This is a genomic window from Streptomyces sp. NPDC046887 (genome assembly GCF_040644755.1).
Taxonomy (GTDB): domain Bacteria; phylum Actinomycetota; class Actinomycetes; order Streptomycetales; family Streptomycetaceae; genus Streptomyces; species Streptomyces lichenis.
In genome coordinates, this window is the sequence record NZ_JBEYXH010000005.1 from 200173 (window position 1) to 216531 (window position 16359).

Annotated in this window: 20 protein-coding genes; 11 read left to right on the forward strand and 9 right to left on the reverse strand. The window is 74.4% G+C overall.

The window, feature by feature from the left end; genetic code table 11:
- Positions 1–61 precede the first annotated feature (61 nt).
- The gene (locus tag ABZ945_RS08185) at positions 62–334 is read left to right on the forward strand and encodes a type II toxin-antitoxin system prevent-host-death family antitoxin (protein ID WP_361266009.1); all 273 of its coding nucleotides are present in this window, start codon (positions 62–64) and stop codon (positions 332–334) included.
- On the opposite strand, the gene ABZ945_RS08190 is transcribed toward ABZ945_RS08185, so the two are convergent.
- The 3 genes from ABZ945_RS08190 to ABZ945_RS08200 form a co-directional block, all read right to left on the reverse strand.
- On the reverse strand, positions 307–651 hold the full coding sequence (locus tag ABZ945_RS08190; protein ID WP_361265792.1) for a hypothetical protein: 345 nt from the start codon (positions 649–651) through the stop codon (positions 307–309). The two genes, ABZ945_RS08185 and ABZ945_RS08190, sit on opposite strands and share 28 nt — an antisense overlap.
- 106 nt (positions 652–757) lie before the next feature.
- Complete coding sequence (locus ABZ945_RS08195) at positions 758–1183, reverse strand: organic hydroperoxide resistance protein (RefSeq protein WP_361265794.1); 426 nt, start codon at positions 1181–1183, stop codon at positions 758–760.
- A 112-nt stretch (positions 1184–1295) separates the two neighbouring features.
- Entirely contained in the window at positions 1296–1745 is a 450-nt protein-coding gene (locus tag ABZ945_RS08200; protein ID WP_361265797.1) for a Rid family hydrolase, read from the reverse strand.
- Positions 1746–1847: 102 nt separating this feature from the next.
- Between ABZ945_RS08200 and ABZ945_RS08205 the strand changes: the two genes are divergently transcribed.
- The gene (locus ABZ945_RS08205) at positions 1848–2345 is read left to right on the forward strand and encodes a MarR family transcriptional regulator (RefSeq protein ID WP_361265800.1); all 498 of its coding nucleotides are present in this window, start codon (positions 1848–1850) and stop codon (positions 2343–2345) included.
- Positions 2346–2450: 105 nt separating this feature from the next.
- On the opposite strand, the gene ABZ945_RS08210 is transcribed toward ABZ945_RS08205, so the two are convergent.
- A complete protein-coding gene (locus ABZ945_RS08210; protein ID WP_361265804.1) occupies positions 2451–3470 on the reverse strand; it encodes an NADP-dependent oxidoreductase in 1020 nt (339 codons plus the stop codon).
- 100 nt (positions 3471–3570) lie between these two features.
- Here ABZ945_RS08210 and ABZ945_RS08215 point away from each other — a divergent pair, with 100 nt between their 5' ends.
- Positions 3571–4023 carry a MarR family transcriptional regulator gene (locus ABZ945_RS08215; protein WP_361265807.1) on the forward strand — a complete coding sequence of 151 codons (453 nt, stop codon included), beginning with the start codon at positions 3571–3573 and terminating at the stop codon, positions 4021–4023.
- A 78-nt stretch (positions 4024–4101) separates the two neighbouring features.
- Here ABZ945_RS08215 and ABZ945_RS08220 read toward each other — a convergent pair whose 3' ends face one another.
- The gene (locus tag ABZ945_RS08220; protein ID WP_361265810.1) at positions 4102–4947 is read right to left on the reverse strand and encodes a hypothetical protein; all 846 of its coding nucleotides are present in this window, start codon (positions 4945–4947) and stop codon (positions 4102–4104) included.
- 233 nt (positions 4948–5180) lie between these two features.
- Here ABZ945_RS08220 and ABZ945_RS08225 point away from each other — a divergent pair, with 233 nt between their 5' ends.
- The 5 genes from ABZ945_RS08225 (at position 5181) to ABZ945_RS08245 (ending at position 11738) form a co-directional block, all read left to right on the forward strand.
- Positions 5181–5783, forward strand: coding sequence for a hypothetical protein (locus ABZ945_RS08225; RefSeq protein ID WP_361265813.1), 603 nt, complete (start codon positions 5181–5183; stop codon positions 5781–5783).
- 125 nt (positions 5784–5908) lie between these two features.
- Positions 5909–6952, forward strand: coding sequence for a rod shape-determining protein (locus ABZ945_RS08230; protein ID WP_248632208.1), 1044 nt, complete (start codon positions 5909–5911; stop codon positions 6950–6952).
- Positions 6949–8661: a GAF domain-containing protein gene (locus tag ABZ945_RS08235; RefSeq protein WP_361265817.1), complete on the forward strand. Its 1713-nt coding sequence runs from the start codon at positions 6949–6951 to the stop codon at positions 8659–8661. Before ABZ945_RS08230 ends, ABZ945_RS08235 begins: the two co-directional genes overlap by 4 nt.
- A 262-nt stretch (positions 8662–8923) precedes the next feature.
- A complete protein-coding gene (locus ABZ945_RS08240) occupies positions 8924–10396 on the forward strand; it encodes an acyl-CoA synthetase (RefSeq protein WP_361265820.1) in 1473 nt (490 codons plus the stop codon).
- On the forward strand, positions 10389–11738 hold the full coding sequence (locus ABZ945_RS08245) for a carboxyl transferase domain-containing protein (protein WP_361265823.1): 1350 nt from the start codon (positions 10389–10391) through the stop codon (positions 11736–11738). Before ABZ945_RS08240 ends, ABZ945_RS08245 begins: the two co-directional genes overlap by 8 nt.
- 62 nt (positions 11739–11800) lie before the next feature.
- Here ABZ945_RS08245 and ABZ945_RS08250 read toward each other — a convergent pair whose 3' ends face one another.
- On the reverse strand, positions 11801–12292 hold the full coding sequence (locus ABZ945_RS08250; RefSeq protein ID WP_361265826.1) for a MarR family transcriptional regulator: 492 nt from the start codon (positions 12290–12292) through the stop codon (positions 11801–11803).
- A 108-nt stretch (positions 12293–12400) separates the two neighbouring features.
- On the opposite strand from ABZ945_RS08250, the gene ABZ945_RS08255 reads away from it, so the two are divergent.
- The 3 genes from ABZ945_RS08255 to ABZ945_RS08265 all read left to right on the forward strand — a co-directional run bounded on the left by ABZ945_RS08255 (position 12401) and on the right by ABZ945_RS08265 (position 14027).
- Positions 12401–12817 carry an organic hydroperoxide resistance protein gene (locus ABZ945_RS08255; protein WP_361265829.1) on the forward strand — a complete coding sequence of 139 codons (417 nt, stop codon included), beginning with the start codon at positions 12401–12403 and terminating at the stop codon, positions 12815–12817.
- 243 nt (positions 12818–13060) lie between these two features.
- Positions 13061–13537, forward strand: coding sequence for a phospholipase (locus ABZ945_RS08260; protein ID WP_361265832.1), 477 nt, complete (start codon positions 13061–13063; stop codon positions 13535–13537).
- 136 nt (positions 13538–13673) lie between these two features.
- Positions 13674–14027, forward strand: coding sequence for a hypothetical protein (locus ABZ945_RS08265; protein ID WP_361265835.1), 354 nt, complete (start codon positions 13674–13676; stop codon positions 14025–14027).
- 18 nt (positions 14028–14045) lie between these two features.
- On the opposite strand, the gene ABZ945_RS08270 is transcribed toward ABZ945_RS08265, so the two are convergent.
- From ABZ945_RS08270 to ABZ945_RS08280, 3 genes are read right to left on the reverse strand one after another with little or no spacing between them, the layout of a single operon-like run.
- Positions 14046–14768, reverse strand: coding sequence for a hypothetical protein (locus ABZ945_RS08270; RefSeq protein ID WP_361265838.1), 723 nt, complete (start codon positions 14766–14768; stop codon positions 14046–14048).
- Between the two features lie 60 nt (positions 14769–14828).
- Positions 14829–16007 carry a hypothetical protein gene (locus tag ABZ945_RS08275; protein ID WP_361265841.1) on the reverse strand — a complete coding sequence of 393 codons (1179 nt, stop codon included), beginning with the start codon at positions 16005–16007 and terminating at the stop codon, positions 14829–14831.
- A gap of 51 nt (positions 16008–16058) precedes the next feature.
- Positions 16059–16274 carry a hypothetical protein gene (locus ABZ945_RS08280; protein WP_361265844.1) on the reverse strand — a complete coding sequence of 72 codons (216 nt, stop codon included), beginning with the start codon at positions 16272–16274 and terminating at the stop codon, positions 16059–16061.
- Positions 16275–16359: the final 85 nt, after the last annotated feature.

The following is a 16359-nucleotide window of genomic DNA, read 5'->3' on the forward strand; positions in this document are numbered from 1 at the left end:
GGCCCCGGGGCCCGGACGTCCCCGGTGCCGGCGGCCGGCACCAGGGGCTACGGTGACCGACCTGAGCCCGCGACCCGAGATCATCACCCGACGCGATCTGCGCGACCGGTCACGCGAGATCCTGGACGCCGTACAAGGTGGCCGGTCGTTCACCGTCACCCGTGATGGACACCCGATCGGGCAGCTCGTCCCGCTTCGGCGGCGCCGCCGGTTCGTGTCCCGTCAGGAATTCGCCGCCATGTCCAGGACCGCTCCCGGCATCGATCTGGATACCTTCCGCGCCAACCAGGACGCCACGGCCGACGCCTACCCCGACGTCCCCTGTCCTCGCTGATCACGCTCCTCGTCGCTACGCTCCAGCACGAGTCCGACCGACCCTTCCTCCAGCCCGCTGCTCTCCTCAAGGTGGAGATGGGCTCCATCGGGAACGCCGTCGCCGGCCAGCACCTGGAGGTGCCCGGCCAGCGTCCGGAGGCCTGCGGCATTGGCCTCGATGACGACCTCTCGCCCGAGGTTCCGCACCTCGATCCGGGCGTCGGAGTTCCAGGCGAAGACGAGCGCGGCACCGTCGACCGCGACGGTGACCTGGGTGCTCTCCGGCGGGGCACTGCTTGGCGCGGGAGTCGACTCGTAGCGGGCGTCTTCGTTCACCAGGCCGAGCCTAGGGCCCGTCCTTCCGGCCCTGCTCCCCGCCCGCACGCGGCGAAGGCCGCGCCCCCGGTGGGGCGCGGCCTTCGCACGGCCAGGCGGCGGTGGGTCAGGCGACGGCGAGGTCGACCGTGATGTTGCCGCGGGTGGCCTTGGAGTACGGGCACACCTGGTGGGCCTTCTCGATCAGGGCCTGGGCGGTGGCGGCGTCCACGTTCGGGATCGAGGCGACGATCTTGACGATGATGCCGAAGCCCTCGTCGTTCTTGCCGATGCCGACCTCGGCGGTGACCGTGGAGCCGGAGATGTCGGCCCCCTCCTGGCGGGCGACGACACCGAGGGCGCCCTGGAAGCAGGCGCTGTACCCGGCGGCGAAGAGCTGCTCGGGGTTGGTGCCGGAGCCGGAGCCGCCCATCGCCTTGGGCGGGTTGACGACGACGTCGAGCTGGCCGTCGTCCGTGGCGACGCGACCGTCCCGCCCGTTCTCGGCGGTGGCCACGGCGGTGTAGAGGACGTCGGACTGCTGGATGGACATACGGGTCTTCCTCCTGTGATGCGCCGCGACTCGCGCCCACGATCGCGGCGGACTGGGCTGAGCCTAACGGGTGACGGGAGGGAGGAGGGTGGGGGCGGGCGGACGGGTGCGGTCAGTGGTCGCGGTCACCGGGCCCGGTGACGGCGGTGACGCGGATCTCGACCCGCATCCCGGGCGCACCCAGCGCCGGTACGCCGATCTGGGTCCAGATGGGCGCGCGCTCGCCCATGCGGCGGCGGAACTGCTCCACCATGGTCCGGTTGTGGTCCTCGCCGATCGTGTCCGGGGCGGTGGGGACGTGGTACGAGTTCACGGCGATCACCTCGCGCCAGCTCGCGCCCGCCTCGGCGAGGGTCCGCTCGACGTTGTCGAAGGCCCGGACGATCTCCTCCTCCAGGGAGTCGGGGAAGGCGAAGTCCTCGTCCCAGCCGCCCTGTCCGGAAATCTCGACCCGGTCGCCGACCCGGACCGCCTGCCTGTAGTGGAGCATGTCGAGCAGCTTCTCGCCGTATCCGGGGGTGACGAAGAACTGCGGCTCGGAGGTGTGGGTGGTCGCGGGCATGGCGGATTCCTTCCGGTGACGTCAACCAACTTCACGCTTGAAGTCAAAGATACCCCTAATGACTTCATGTGTGAAGTGAAGGAGGGTTGGTAAGGTGAGCGCATGAGCAGCCCCCCGCCTGACGAGACCGAGGCGTCCGAAGAGGCTGCGCTCTGGCTGACGCCGTCCGAGAAGGAGGCTTGGACCGGGCTGATCTCGCTGGTGCTGCTGCTGCCCGGCAAGCTGGAGGCGCCGCTGCAGCGGGAGTCCGGGCTGACGCTGTTCGAGTATCTGGTCCTCAGCCATGTCTCCGAGGCCCCGGACCGGCGGCTACGGATGAGCGAGCTGGCCTATCTCGCCAACGGCTCGCTCTCCCGGCTGTCCAATGTGGTCAAGCGGTTCGAGGCGCGCGGGTGGGTGGAGCGCTACCCCGACCCGGAGGACGGGCGCTTCACCATCGCGGCCCTGACCGAATCCGGCTACCGGACGGTCGTCGCCGCGGCGCCGACCCATGTCCAGGCCGTGCGGGAACTCGTACTGGAACCGCTGAACGCCGCGGACCAGCGGGCCCTGGCCCGGATCGCCGCCAAGCTGCGCACTCGCCCCGCCGATCTGGCCTAGCGGGGAGGGAGCAGGCAGACGAGCAGACGAGCGCCGGGACCCGTCCTGCGACACGGGTCCCGGCGCTCGTGTGCTCCCTGAAGGAGTCTGAGGGAGCAGGCGAGGTCAGCCGGCGAGGGAGACGACCATCTTGCCGGTGTTCTCCCCGCGGAGGAGGCCCAGGAAGGCGTCCACACCCTTGTCGATGGACTCGACCTTGGTCTCGTCGTACTTCAGCGCACCGGAGGCCAGCCAGCCGGAGACCTCCTCGACGAACTGCGGCTGGAGCGCGGAGTGGTCGTTGACCAGCATGCCCTGGAGCCGCAGCCGCTTGCCGATGACCAGCGCCAGGTTGCGCGGGGCGGGGGTCGGCTCGGTGGCGTTGTACTGGGCGATCATGCCGCAGATGGTGGCGCGGCCGTGCACGTTGAGGGAGGAGATCGCGGCCTCCAGGTGGTCGCCGCCCACGTTGTCGAAGTAGACGTCGATGCCGTCCGGGGCGGCCTGCTTCAGCTGCTCGCCCACCGGGCCGTTCTTGTAGTTGAAGGCGGCGTCGAAGCCGTACTCCTCCACCAGCCGCTTGACCTTCTCGTCCGAGCCGGCCGAGCCGATCACCCGGGAGGCGCCCTTGAGCTTCGCCATCTGGCCGACCTGGCTGCCGACCGCGCCGGCCGCGCCGGAGACGAAGACCGCGTCCCCCTCCTTGAAGGAGGCGACCTCGAACAGCCCGGCGTACGCGGTGAGCCCGGGCATGCCGAGTACCCCGAGGTAGGCCGAGAGCGGCGCCTTGGAAGCGTCCACCTTCACCGCGTGCGCGGCGCCCACCTCGGCGTACTCGCGCCAGCCGAGGCCGTGCAGGACGTGGTCGCCGACCGCGAACCCCTTGGCGTTGGAGGCGATCACCTCGCCGACCGCGCCGCCGTCCATCGGCTGGTCCAGCTGGAAGGGGGGTACATACGACTTGACGTCGTTCATCCGGCCGCGCATGTACGGGTCGACCGAGAAGTAGTGGTTGCGCACCAGGACGCGGCCCTCGGCCGGCTCACCGACCGGCGCCTCCCGCAGGGCGAAGTCCTCGGGCTTGGGCCAGCCGTGCGGACGGGCGACCAGGTGCCAGGCGCGGCCGGACTCGGGAAGAGCGGACATGGTGCGAGCCTCCATGAGAACGAGTGAGGTACTTCAGTACGTGAAACAACCATGCTCCTTGATATTTCATGATGTCAAGTAAGTGGCTATCCTGTGGCGTATGTCCGCCACCAGTAGACGTATCGACCCGCTCACCTGCGAGGTGGCCGAGCTGATCGGCACCGTGGTGGCCCGCTACCACGAGGAGTACGAGCAGGCCGCGGCCCGGCACGCGCTGACCGGCGCGCAGGCCCGGCTCCTCGGGCTGCTCGCCCTGGAGCCGACGCCGATGCGGCGGCTGGCACGGGCGCTGCGCTGCGAGCCGTCCAATGTGACCGGGATCGTGGACCGGCTGGAGGCCCGCGGCCTGGTCGAGCGCCGCCCCGACCCGGCCGACCGCCGGGTGAAGATCGCCGCGGCCACCCCGGAAGGCCGGGAGACCGCCGCCCAGCTGCGCGACGCGCTCGACTTCGCCCGCGAGCCGCTGGGTCGGCTGACCTCCACCGAGCGCACCCTGCTGCGCGATCTGCTGCGCCAGATGCTGGGCCAGGAGCCGACCCAGCCGGAGCGGTAGGACGGGGCAGGCGAAGGCGCCGGTGCTACGGCACCACCAGGAGAATCGGCCCTACCGGCACCACCGGAGGAACCGGTACTACAGGCACCACCAGAGGAAGCGGTCGCACTCCTCCTCGGGCTCCGGCTCGGCGGCCGTGGGGGTGGGCTGCGGGGCGCTGGGGGCGGGGCGGTCGGGGGCGGGATCGCCGGGGCCGTCCGGGGGCTCCTGCGGACCGCCGTCCCCGGGGCCGCCGTCCGTCGGATCGGGCCCGGGCGCGGGCGGCGCGTCGGAGCCGGGGTCCTGGACACCGCCGGAGGGCTCCGGGGCGTCGGAGGGGGCGGGAGCCGGTCCGTCGGAGGCCGGATCCTCACCGCCCGGTGTGACAGGCACCTCGATCGAAGAGGCGGAGGGGGCGGCCGAGGAGGCGTCGGAGACGGGGCGGGCGGAGGAGGCGGGCCGCCCGGAGGGCGCCGCACCACCGGTCCGTACCGCTTCCGGGTCCTCCGGGCCGGGGGCGGCGTCCGGTGCGGTGTCCGCCTCCGGCTGCTCGGGCAGTACGTCCGGGCCCGCGCCGCCCTGCTCCTCCACCGCGGTGGCGGCGCCGTCGCCGCCGGGCCGTTCGGAGGCCAGCTCGGCCAGCCCCAGCGCCCCGGCGGCCAGCAGCAGCCCGGCCACCCCGATCACCGCCCGACGCCCACGCCGGCTGCGGCCCCGGCGCCCGGCGGGCCGGCCGGTGCGGCGGGCCCGTTCCCGGCCGCGGCGGCCTCGGCCGGGCGCGGTCTCCTCGTACCGGTCGGGCCGGTCCAGCTCGAAGACCCGGGCCGGTTCGGCGACGGGCGTGGCCGGGGCGGGCTGGCGGCGGAGCTCCTCGGCGGGCGTACCGCAGCCGGCGCAGGCCAGGGCTCCGTTCAGGTGCCTCCGGCAGGGGTGGCAGTAATCCATGGCGCCCGCAGATTATGCGGACCTCCGGGCCCGCAACCCTCCCCACCTGTGTGGATTGTGTGTGGAAGCGCTGGTCGGAGGGCGTGTCGGGGCCGCGTATCGCTGCCAACCCGTACGCACTCGTACGCATGGGCCGTTCGGCGCCTTGGGGCGCGTACCGCTCCGTAACCGGCCGTACCGGTCGGTCGGCGGAGCACCCGCGTACCGGTGGGACCGGCGGGCAGGATGGGGCCATGGCCGCCGCCCGCTCCACCGCCTCTCCTCCCCTGTCCGCCGCGCCGTTCGGGCCGCGTGAGTTCCAGTTGGTGCTGCTGCGCCGGATGGCGGACTTCCAGCCCGGGCTGGTGGAGGACGCCCGCCGCGCGCTGGACGCCTCGCTGGCCGAGATGCGGGAGGCCAACCGGCGCTGGCAGGCGATGGTCCACTCGCCCCGGGGCCCCGGCGAGCTGAGCCGGTACCGCCGGGTGCTGGGCGAGCCCGAGTCCCGTACCGCCCGCACCATCGGCGAACTGGAGTGCGAGGCGCTGTGCTGGCCGGTACCGCTCTGGCCGGACCTCCGCTTCGAGGTGCTGACCACCGGAAAGGGGCAGGGGGCGACAGGGCAGGTGTGGAACGCGTGGCTGGTCCGGGCGCCGGGCGCCCCGGCGGCCGAGCCGCGGACCGCCGAGGAGCTGCGCCCGTGGAGCTGCACGGTGGACGAGGTGGCCCGGGCGTTCCCGCCGGCCCGCCCGCTGGAGGGCAGCGCGCCCACCCGCTGGCGGCTGGCGTTCACCCTGCCGGACGGGGAGCGGCGTACCGCGGAGTTCACCTGGGGGCTGCTCCAGCGGCTGCTGTGAGCCGGGGGCGGCGCCCGGTCACCCGGGCGGCGCCGTTCTGTCACCCCGTCAGCTCTCCCGGCGCGCGGGCTGTCCTCGGCGCGCGCACGATGCGAGGACACACCCCTCCCGGGAGGATCCGCACCGTGACCGTCAGTCTTGAGCAGTTGCGCCGCTGCCATGTCGCCGTCGACCTGGGGGCCGCCAGGACCCGGGTCTTCGTCAAGGGCGCCGGGCTCGTCGTGGACGAGCCGAGCGTCGCCGCCGTCAACACCCGTACCGGCGCGCTGATCGCCGTCGGCGAGTTCGCGGAGAAGATGACCGGCCGCACCCCCGACTACATCCGGGTGGCCCGGCCCGTCTCCGGCGGCACCGTGGTGGACGTGGAGATGGCCCAGCGGATGCTGCGGCACCTGCTCGGCGAGAAGCTCCGCCGCCAGTTGCGGCGCAAGCCCCTGCTACGCGCGGCGGCGACCACCCCGCACGACAGCGACCCGCTGGCGCAGCGCGCCACCATCGAGACCCTGGTCGGCCTCGGCGCCCGCCGGGTGGAGCTGGTGGACACCCTGATCGCGGCGGCCGTCGGCTGCGGGCTGCCGGTGGAGGAGCCCACCGCCACCATGATCCTGGTGTGCGGGGCGGCCACCACCCAGGTCGCGGTGCTCTCGCTCGGCTCGATCGTGACCGCCGAGCGGATCCCGGTGGGCGGCAACGCCATCGACCACGCGGTCATCCAGTACCTGCGCCACCAGCACGAGCTGATGCTGCCCAGCCAGTCGGTACGCCCGCTCCAGCTGGCCCTGCACGGCACCGGGCTCACCCCGGACGGCCCGGCCTCCACCGAGATCCACGGCCGGGACGTGGCGACCGGGCTGGCCCGCTCGGTGGTCGTGGAGACCGCCGCGGTGCGCCAGGCCCTGCACACCCCGCTGACCGCGGTGCTGGACGGCATCGGGAAGGTGCTGCGGGACTGCCCGCCGGACCTGGTCGCCGACCTGGTGGACGGCGGCATCACCATGGTCGGCGGCAGCGCGCGGCTGCCGGGCCTGGACGAGCTGCTGCGGGACGCCACCGGGATGCCGGTGCGGATCGCCGAGAGCCCGGATACCTGCGCGGTGCTGGGCCTCGGCGCGATGCTGGACGGCCGTATCCAGCCGCTCACCCTCAACCCGCTCGCCGAGGCCGAGTGACGAAGCCCGGCGGCGGTCCGGAGCCGGGCGGGGAGCTGCCCGCGCTGCTGCGGGCGGTGCTGGACGTCGGTGCCGGGCTGGAGCTGCGGCCCACCCTCCAGCGGCTGGTGGACTCGGCCGCGGAGCTGACCGGGGCACGGTATGGCGCGCTCGGGGTCCTGGACCCCGGGCGCGGTGTGCTGACCGAGCTGTACACCACCGGGATGGACGAGGCGCAGCGGCAAAGCATCGGCCGGCTGCCGGACGGGCGGGCGGGGGTGCTCGGGTTGCTGATCCGGGACGCCCGGCCGCTGCGGCTGGACGACCTCACCACCCACCCCGACTCCTGCGGAATGCCGCCCGGTCATCCGCCGATGCACGGCTTCCTGGGGGTGCCGGTGCGGGTCGGCGAGGAGGTGTTCGGCAACCTCTACCTCACCGAGAAGCGCTCCGGCCGCTTCACCGACGAGGACCTGGCGGTGCTGCGGGCCTTCGCCGCGCAGGCCGGGATCGCGATCGGCAACGCCCGGCTGTACGAGAGCGCCCGGCAGCGCGAGCGGTGGATCGAGGGCGCCGCGGCGGTGACGGCGGCCCTGCTGACGGACCGTCCGGAAACGGGACCGGGACCGCAGGAGGCATCGGGCCGGGCAGTGGAGGCGGACGATCCGCTGGTGATCGTCGCCGAACGGGCCCGGATGCTGGCCGGGGCCGCGGCCGGGGTGGTGCTCCAGCCCACCGAGGAGGGCGGGATGGAGATCGTGGCCGCCTCCATCCCGCACGACCCGGGGGACGTGGTCGGCACCGCGATCGCCCCGGACGCCCCGGTGCTGGTGGACCTGCTGGGCGGTCGGCCGGTCTTCGTCGAGGACTCGGCGACCGACCCCCGGATGACCACACACGTCCGCAGCCGCTTCGGCCCCTCGATGATGCTCCCGCTGCAGAGCGGCGGCCGGCTGATCGGCACCCTCGCCCTGCCCCGGGAGCGGGGCGGGCCCCCGTACACCGCGCTGGACCGGCGGCTGGCCGTCCAGTTCGCCTCCCAGGCGGCGCTGGCGCTGGTGCTGGACGAAGCCCGGCGGGACCGGGAGCTGCTGGCGGTGTACGAGGACCGCGACCGGATCGCCCGGGACCTGCACGACCTGGTGGTGCAGCGGCTGTTCGCCACCATGATGATGCTGGAGTCCGTCCGCCGCCGAGCCGGTCCGGCGGAGGACGGGCTGCTGGCGCACACGGTGGACGAGCTGGACTCCACCATCCAGGAGGTGCGCACCGCGATCTTCGCCCTCCAGCAGCACCCGGCCGATCCCCCGCGCACCCTGCGCGGCGAGGTGCTGCGGGAGACCGGGGCGGCGGCCGCCCGGCTGGGCTTCCGGCCCTCGGTGCGGTTCACCGGCGCGGTGGACGCGCTGGTCGAAGGCCCGTCGGCGGCTCGGCTGCTCGACGCGGTACGGGAGGCGCTGGACGCCGCCTGCCGCCGTACCGGGGTGTCCGCCGTACAGGTGGAAGTGGACGCCACCGCCACCCTGCCGGACGGCACCCCGGCGGTCCGGCTGACCGTCACCGACGACGGGGACGGAGGCGGAGGCGGCGGAGTACGGGACGGGGGCGCAGCCCCAGGAGACGGCGGAGTACGGGACGGGGGCGCGGCCCCAGGAGACGGCGGAGGTGCGGCCGGCAACACGGTGGTCTGGGAGGCGGCCCGCGCCACCGGGCCCGAGACGGGCGGGTGAGCGCCGGGCCCGGGCCGGGCGGGTGAGCAGGGCCAGGGCCGGACGGGTGAACGCCGGGCCGGGCCAGGCGGGTGAGCGCCGGGCCTGGGCCGGGCGGGTGAGCCGCCCTCCCCTCGGCCCCCCTATCCCCCCAAGCCCCCGGTCGTGGCGTTGCCCACAGCTGGCGGGAGGCGCTTTCCGGAGGCTCGGCCCTGGGGAGAATGGCCGGTCAGGGGCCGTGCCACGACCGGCGCGGGGCCATCCGAGGCGAGGAGGACGACCGGTGATCCTGTTTCCGGAGCTGGCGGCGGCCGAGGAGGGTGCGGCGGTCGCGGACCGTCCCGCCCTGCGGTTCGGCGAGCGGACGCTGACCTACGGCGGGCTGCGCGCGGCGGCGGGTGCGCTGGCGGCCCGTATCGGCGGCGCCGGGCGGGTCGCGGTGTGGGCGACGCCGGCACCGGAGACCGCCGTCGCGGTGGTGGCCGCGCTGCTCGCCGGGGTCCCGGCGGTACCGCTCAATCCCCGCAGCGGTGAACGCGAGCTGGCCCATATCGTGACCGACAGCGCCCCGGCGCTGGTCCTCGCGGCCCCCGGGGACACCCTCCCGGCCCCGCTCGCCGGGCTCCCCCGCCTCGATGTGTCTCTCACCGGCGACGCCCCGTTCACCGGCGGCTTCGCCGGGGACGGGGCCTCCCCCGAGGCGGCCGCCCTGGTCGTCTACACCTCCGGCACCACCGGCCCGCCCAAGGGCGCGGTGCTGCCGCGCCGGGCGCTGGCCGCCACGCTGGACGCGGTGGCGGAGGCCTGGCGGTGGACGGAGGCGGATGTGCTGGTGCACGCCCTGCCGCTGTTCCATGTGCACGGACTGGTGCTGGGGGTGCTGGGCCCGCTGCGGCGCGGCGGAAGCCTGCGCCATCCGGGAGCGTTCGGTACGGGCGCGGTGGCCGAGGCGCTGGCGGGCGGCGGCACCATGCTCTTCGGGGTGCCGACGATGTACCACCGGATCGCCGAGGCGCTGGACCAGGACCCGGCGCTGGTCTCGGCGCTGGCCGGGGCGCGGCTGCTGGTGTCCGGCTCGGCGGCGCTGCCGCTGCCCGACCACCAGCGGATCACGGCCGCCACCGGACGGCGGGTGGTGGAGCGGTACGGGATGACGGAGACCCTGATGATCACCAGCGTCCGGGAGGACGGGGCCGAGGCGACGGGGCCGGGCTCGGTCGGGACTCCGCTGCCCGGAGTGGCGCTGCGCCTGGTGGACGACGGCGGCGCGGAGCTCACGGCCCACGACGGGGAGAGCGTGGGCGAGATCCAGGTGCACGGCCCCAACCTCTTCACCGGCTATCTGAACCGGCCGGACGCCACCGCCGCCGCCTTCGACGGGGAATGGTTCCGCACCGGGGACATGGCGGTACGGGACGCCGGCGGCTCGCTGCGGATCGTGGGCCGCCGGGCGACCGACCTGATCAAGAGCGGCGGCTACAAGATCGGCGCCGGGGAGATCGAGAACGTGCTGCTGGCCCACCCGGGCGTGCGCGAGGCGGCGGTCACCGGTGAGCCGGACCCGGATCTGGGGGAACGGGTGGTCGCCTGGATCGTCCCCCGGGACCCGGCCGCCCCGCCCGCCCCGGAGGAGCTGGCCGACCGGGTGGCGGCCGAACTGGCCCCGCACAAGCGCCCGCGCACGGTGCGCTATCTGGACGCCCTGCCCCGCAACGACATGGGCAAGATCATGAAGCGGGCGCTGGCCCATGGCTGACGCCGACCGCAGCGGGCGGCTGACGTCCCAGGAGGCGATAGCCCTGGTCGCCGAGGCGTTCGAGGAGCATCGGCCCCCTCCCCGTACCTCCGCTCCGGACGGCCCGCTGGGCTGGTCGGGGTATGACGTGGCCCGCGCCCGGGCGGCCGAGCGCACCGGCGCGGAGGAGTCGGTGCGGTACGGGACGGCCGTCGTCGGCGGCCGCCACTGCGTGCTGCTGGTCTTCGAGTTCGGCTTCCTCGGCGGTTCGCTCGGGCAGCGGGCGGGCGACCGGCTGGAGGCCGCGTACGAGCTGGCGGGCCGTACGGGCGTCCCGCTGGTCTCCCTGGTGGCGACCGGCGGCAGCCGGATGCAGGAGGGCATGCTCGCGCTGGGCCAGCTCCAGCGGGTGGCCCGGGCGGCGGCCGCGCTCCGGGCGGCCCGCGTACCGCACCTCACCGTGCTGCGCGATCCGGCAACCGGCGGCGGCTGGGCCACGGTCGGCGCGGGCGCGGATGTGGTGCTGGCCCTGGCCGGGGCGCAGGTGGGGTTCGCCGGGTCCCGGGTGCGTCCGGCGGACGCGGACCCCTCGGCGTACACCGCGGAGGGCCAGTGGGCGGCCGGGCAGGTGGACGAGGTGGTGGCGCCCGAGCGGCTGCGCGGAACGCTGGCGCACTGGCTCGGTGCCCTGCACCGCGACTCCGCCGGGCCCCCGGAGCCCGCGCCGGTGCCGGAGCGGCTGTCGGTGGCGGAGCTCCCGGTGAGCGGCTGGGACGCGGTACGGGCCGCGCGCGACCCGGCCCGGCCGCGTGCCGAGGCGTATCTCGCCCGCTACTTCACCCACCGGCTGCCGCTGCACGGTGACCGCTGCGGCGGGGTGGACCCGGGCATCAGCTGCGGGGTGGGCGTACGGGCGGACGGGCAGGCGGTGGTGTACGTCGGCCAGTGCGGTACGGCCACCACCCCCGCCGGCTACCGCACCGCGGCCCGGGTGATCCGCCTCGCCGACCTCCTCGCCCTCCCTCTCCTCACCCTGGTCGACACCCCGGGCGCGGCGAACGGCGCCGAGGCGGAGCGGGTGGGCGCGGGCCCGGCCATCGCCGAGGTGTTCACGGCGGTCGCGGAGGCCCGGGTGCCGGTGACCACCCTGGTCATCGGCGAGGGCGGCTCGGGCGGCGCACTGGCGCTGGCCGCGCCCGGCCGCACCTGGGTGACCCGGGACAGCTACTTCTCCGTCATCGCCCCCGAGCTCGCGGCGGCCATCCTCAAACGCCCACCGGAGCAGGCTCCGGCCACCGCCGACCAGCTGCGGCTGCGCCCGCAGGACCTGGTGGAGCTGGGCGTGGCCCGCGGCATCGTCTGACCACCAGGGGCGGGCCTCCGTCGCGATGCCCCCGGGGGCTCAGTCGCGATACCCACGGGCCCTCACTCGCGTACGCACTCCTCCGCCGCGAGCCCCAGCTCGGCGCCGTCCAGCGCCTCCGTCAGCCGGTCCAGCCGGGCCCGCAGCTCCATGACCTCCGCCAGCTCCATCCCGGTCGCGGCGCCGATCCGCCGGGGCACGTCCACGGCCCGCTCGCGCAGCGCCGCACCGGCCGGGGTGGGGCGCACGGTGACCGACCGCTCGTCCTCCGCGCTGCGCCGCCGCTCCACGTAGCCGGTCGCCTCCAGCCGCTTGAGCAGCGGCGACAGGGTGCCGGAGTCCAGCCGCAGCCGCTCACCGATCCGCTTCACCGGCAGTTCGCCGTGCTCCCAGAGGACCAGCATCACCAGGTACTGCGGGTAGGTGAGTCCGAGGTCCTTCAGGGCCGTGCGGTACACCCCGTTGAAGGCGCGGGCGGCGGCGTGCAGCGAGAAGCAGATCTGGTGGTCGAGGCGGAGGACCTCCTCGGCGGGGGCGGTGTCGACGGTCTCCATGCCTCCCAGCGTACCGCCAGCCCCCGTACGAGCAATTGAGTTGCGCACAACTGAATAGCGCGCTACAAATGATGGCGTACCGATCCGCCACTGGAAGGACCGATCGACATGGACGCCCTGTACACCGCCGTCGCCACCGCCAACGGCCGCGAGGGCCGGGCCGTCAGCTCCGACGGCCAGATCGACCTCCCGCTCGGCTTCCCCAAGGCCATGGGCGGCAACGACCAGGGCACCAACCCCGAGCAGCTCTTCGCGGCCGGCTACGCCGCCTGCTTCGCCAGCGCCCTGGGCCTGGTCGCCCGCCAGCAGAAGACCGACGTCTCGGACGTCTCCATCACGGCCGAGGTCTCCATCGGCAAGGACGCCTCCGACGGCGGCTTCTCCCTCGCGGTCGTCCTGCGCGCCGAGCTCCCCGACCACCTGGACGGCGAGGCCGGCCGCGCCCTGCTGGAGAAGGCCCACGCCACCTGCCCCTACTCCAAGGCGACCCGCGGCAACATCCCGGTGGAGCTGGTGGTCGAGTAACCCCCCTCAGCCCCTTCGACGGCGCCCCGTCTCCCGACCCCGGGAGGCGGGGCGCCGTCACACCGTCCGCCGGACGCCCTCCACACACAACCCCCGCCCCCTCAACGGAAGATGACACACCCGCCGCCAACAATTCACCGTCGAGCACTGCTCTTGTCGTGACCATGACCGCCAGGATGAAGCTGTCGTGGAGAGCGAACCCACGGCGTACCGCCCCCTTCGCCCACCGCACGGAGGTCACGCATGCGCCCCAGACTCGCCCTGCCCCTCGCCACCGCGCTCAGCCTGCCCGCCCTCCTCCTCCTGGCCGGCCCCGCGTCCGCCGCCCCGGCGGACAAGCCGCAGGTCCTCAGCTCCTGGACGCAGACCAGCGCCGCCAGCCACAACGCCTGGGCCGCCGCCCGGGCGAACCAGGGGGCGTGGGCCGCGTACGGATTCGACTGGTCCACGGACTACTGCTCCTCCTCGCCCGACAACCCGTTCGGCTTCCCCTTCTCCACCGCCTGCGCCCGCCATGACTTCGGCTACCGCAACCACAAGGCGGCCGGGAACTTCCCAGCCAACAAGGCCCGCGTCGACTCCGCCTTCCACGAGGACCTCAAGCGGGTCTGCACCCGCTACTCCGGCGCGACCAGGACCTCCTGCAACTCCACCGCCTGGACGTACTACCAGGCCGTCTCGATCTTCGGCGTCTCCCCGGCCGAGGCCCCGGCCTCCTGACCCACCCTGAGGAGCCGGAGCGGCACCGCCGGTCCACCACTGCCGCCCGTGCGGCATCGGCCGTGGCGACCGACGCCCGCTCCGGCTCGTTGGTCCGGGTGCGATCCCCTAAGGCACCGACGCCCCGGAGCACCTCATGCCCCCCACACCCCCGCCCGCCGACGGACCGGCGGACGCCGCCGACACCTACCCGGCCGTCTGCGACCACACCCACCTCTTCGCGGGTGCCCGCCTGCGTGTCCAGGCCCTCCCCGACCCCGCCGCCTTCGCGGCACGCCCCCGGCCGATCGAGGTGGACCTGCGCTTCTCCGACGGGGTGGTCGCCGACACCGAGCTGCGGATCCCGGAGTCGGGCGGCCCCCAGCTGGCCGTCCCGGCCTACACCACCGCCGCCGGCACCTCCGTCGACGCCCGGACCTGGACGGTCCGCGAGCTCCGTCGTCTGGACGACGAGGTCGAAGTGCGCGTCGGCGGCCGTGCCGCGAGCTGACCTGCCGCTCGTGCCGGGCTACGCGAAGGGGCCCTCCTTGGCGAAGCGGTCCGCCGTCCGGTCGAAGGAGACGGCCTCGTCCAGGTACTCGTACGCGAAGGCGGGGTCGGCGCTGGCCAGTTCGCGATAGGCCGAGGCCAGCTGCCGGCAGGAGGCCACCACCCGCAGGTTCACCGGATGGTCCTCGCCGTTCCCGTCGTCGTCGTCCTCGGTCAGCTCGTTCAGGGCCTCCCATGCCTCGCCGCGCTCCTTCAGCGCTTCGGCGAGTGCCGCGTGCGGGCCTTGGACGCGATCGCGCTGGTACGCCTCGTACGGTGCGGATCCGGGGAAGCGGGTGGCGTCCAGCCCGTCGGTGACCGGTCTGGCCGCGTCGGCGGTCTCCCGGGCCGCCGCCCACTCGTCGAGGCTCTTGGCGAGAGCGGGGGCGGGCAGGCCGCTGCGGTTGCGCCGGCCTTCCTCGGCCCAGTCGAGCACCGCCCGCGCCCAGTACCGGTGCCCGGCGAGCTCCTTGATCCGCTCCGGGGAGAGGCCGCGCTCACGCTCCGCGATCACCGCGGCGGTCAGCAGTTCCTCGGCCCGGACCAGTAACTCCGCCGCTGTCGTGATCGAGGAGCCGGGCTCGGGATCGATCGCGATGGGGACCAGGGCCGCCGCCCCCTCGGCGACCGTTCTGGCCCGCGAGGAGAGTTCGAGGCGGGCTTCGTCACGGGGCGACAGGACGTCGGGGTGCGAGTCGGTCATACCGCACACGCTAGAACCGGCCCTGAGGCACTGTCAGCCGATCCGCTCATTCCGGCCGGATCAGGACGGGGCGCCGTCCGGTGGATGCGCGCCCGGGTCGCCCTCCCGCTGCCCGGCGGCGATGCGGTCCGTCAGATGGATGACGCTCAGGAACAGGTAGAAGACCCACTCCAGATAGAGGCCGGGGTCGTACTCCGTCCGCTGGTCGGCCTTCTGGTGCCGGATGCCGTAGCTGTTGGCGATGTGGAACAGCGAGCCCGCGTCCTTGCTGAGCAGATGGTCGGAGACCAGGCCGCGACGCCGCTCCAGGATCCCCGCCAGCGCGATGACGGCGTGCCTGCGGTCCAGGTCGCCGGCGCCCCGCGCCTGGAACCGCCGCACCGCGTGGCGCAGTTCCTCCTCGTCCGCGGCGTGCACCGCGGGGCCGGTGAGGGAGGCGCCGACAAGGGCGCCGAGACCGGGCGGGGCCACCGTCCGGAGCCTGCCGTTCCCGGCCAGCTCAAGGCCGAGTCCGCTCCTTTCCAGCACCGCGTTGATCCTGGCGCGGTAGAGCTGCGCGCCGCGCTCCGCGTGGAACTCGCTGAAGTGCAGACCGCAGTCCGCGTAGTCGTGCCGGTACGACCGGGTGGGGCGGCGGACGTGGTCGGCGAGGAACTCGATCACGTCCGCCAGGTCGTCCACCGAGTAGGACGGGTGCCGGGTGGCGATCGGCCAGAGCCCCGGGCGCCCTAATACCTCGTGCATCCGGGCGCCCGGGTCCGTACCCAGCTCGCCCTCCAGATAGCGGTCCACGCAGTTCTGACCGAACGCCCACGCCAGATAGCCCGCCCGCTCCAGCTCCGCCACGGTGCCGGCGACCGCCGCGGCGGTCTCCCGCAGCCCGAGCGGACGCGCCTCATCGCCGCCCCGCCGCGTCCAGTAGGCCGGGCGCGGCGGGGCGGCGGTGGTCACGGCCTCGCGCAGGTCGGTCAGCCACCGTGTCTGCGCATCGGCGGGCAGGGTCCCGTCGGACCAGGCGGCCGTGGCCAGCGCCGCCTTCCACTCATGGAGCACGCCCTCGTCCGCGAAGGCCTCGCCCAGGAAGTGGGTGACCTCCTGGGCCAGCAGGTCCAGGGCCTCGGCGGGCAGGCCGTCCCGGGCGGTGGCGTCGATCAGCCGGGTCAGTTCCGCCACGACCAGGTCGGTCGGCCACCGCAGCGCGGCGTCGCCTTGTCCGGGGAAGGGGAGTGGCACGGTCATCAGCTCTCTCGAAGGGTTCCGGGGGGCGGCGAGGAGCCGCCCCCCGGAAGGTCAGTTCAGGCGCAGCGCCAGATCGACGACGCGTACGACGATGTCGACGATCCTCAGCCACAGGGGCAGCGGATCCCGACCGGGTGGTCGCCCGCCGTCGGGCGTTCCGTCGTACGGTCGGGGAACGCCTCCGGCGAGCGTGTCGCCAGCACTGCTGCCGGTGGCCGCCGGGGAGGCGTCCACCCGGGGCGTCTGCCGATGCTTCTTCGGGTCCATGTCGGTTTCTCCGTCTCTGCCGGACACCTTCCGGCTCCCGTCCAGACTGGGCGGGGGAAACGGGGAACGCGACGGGCCGGCGGGG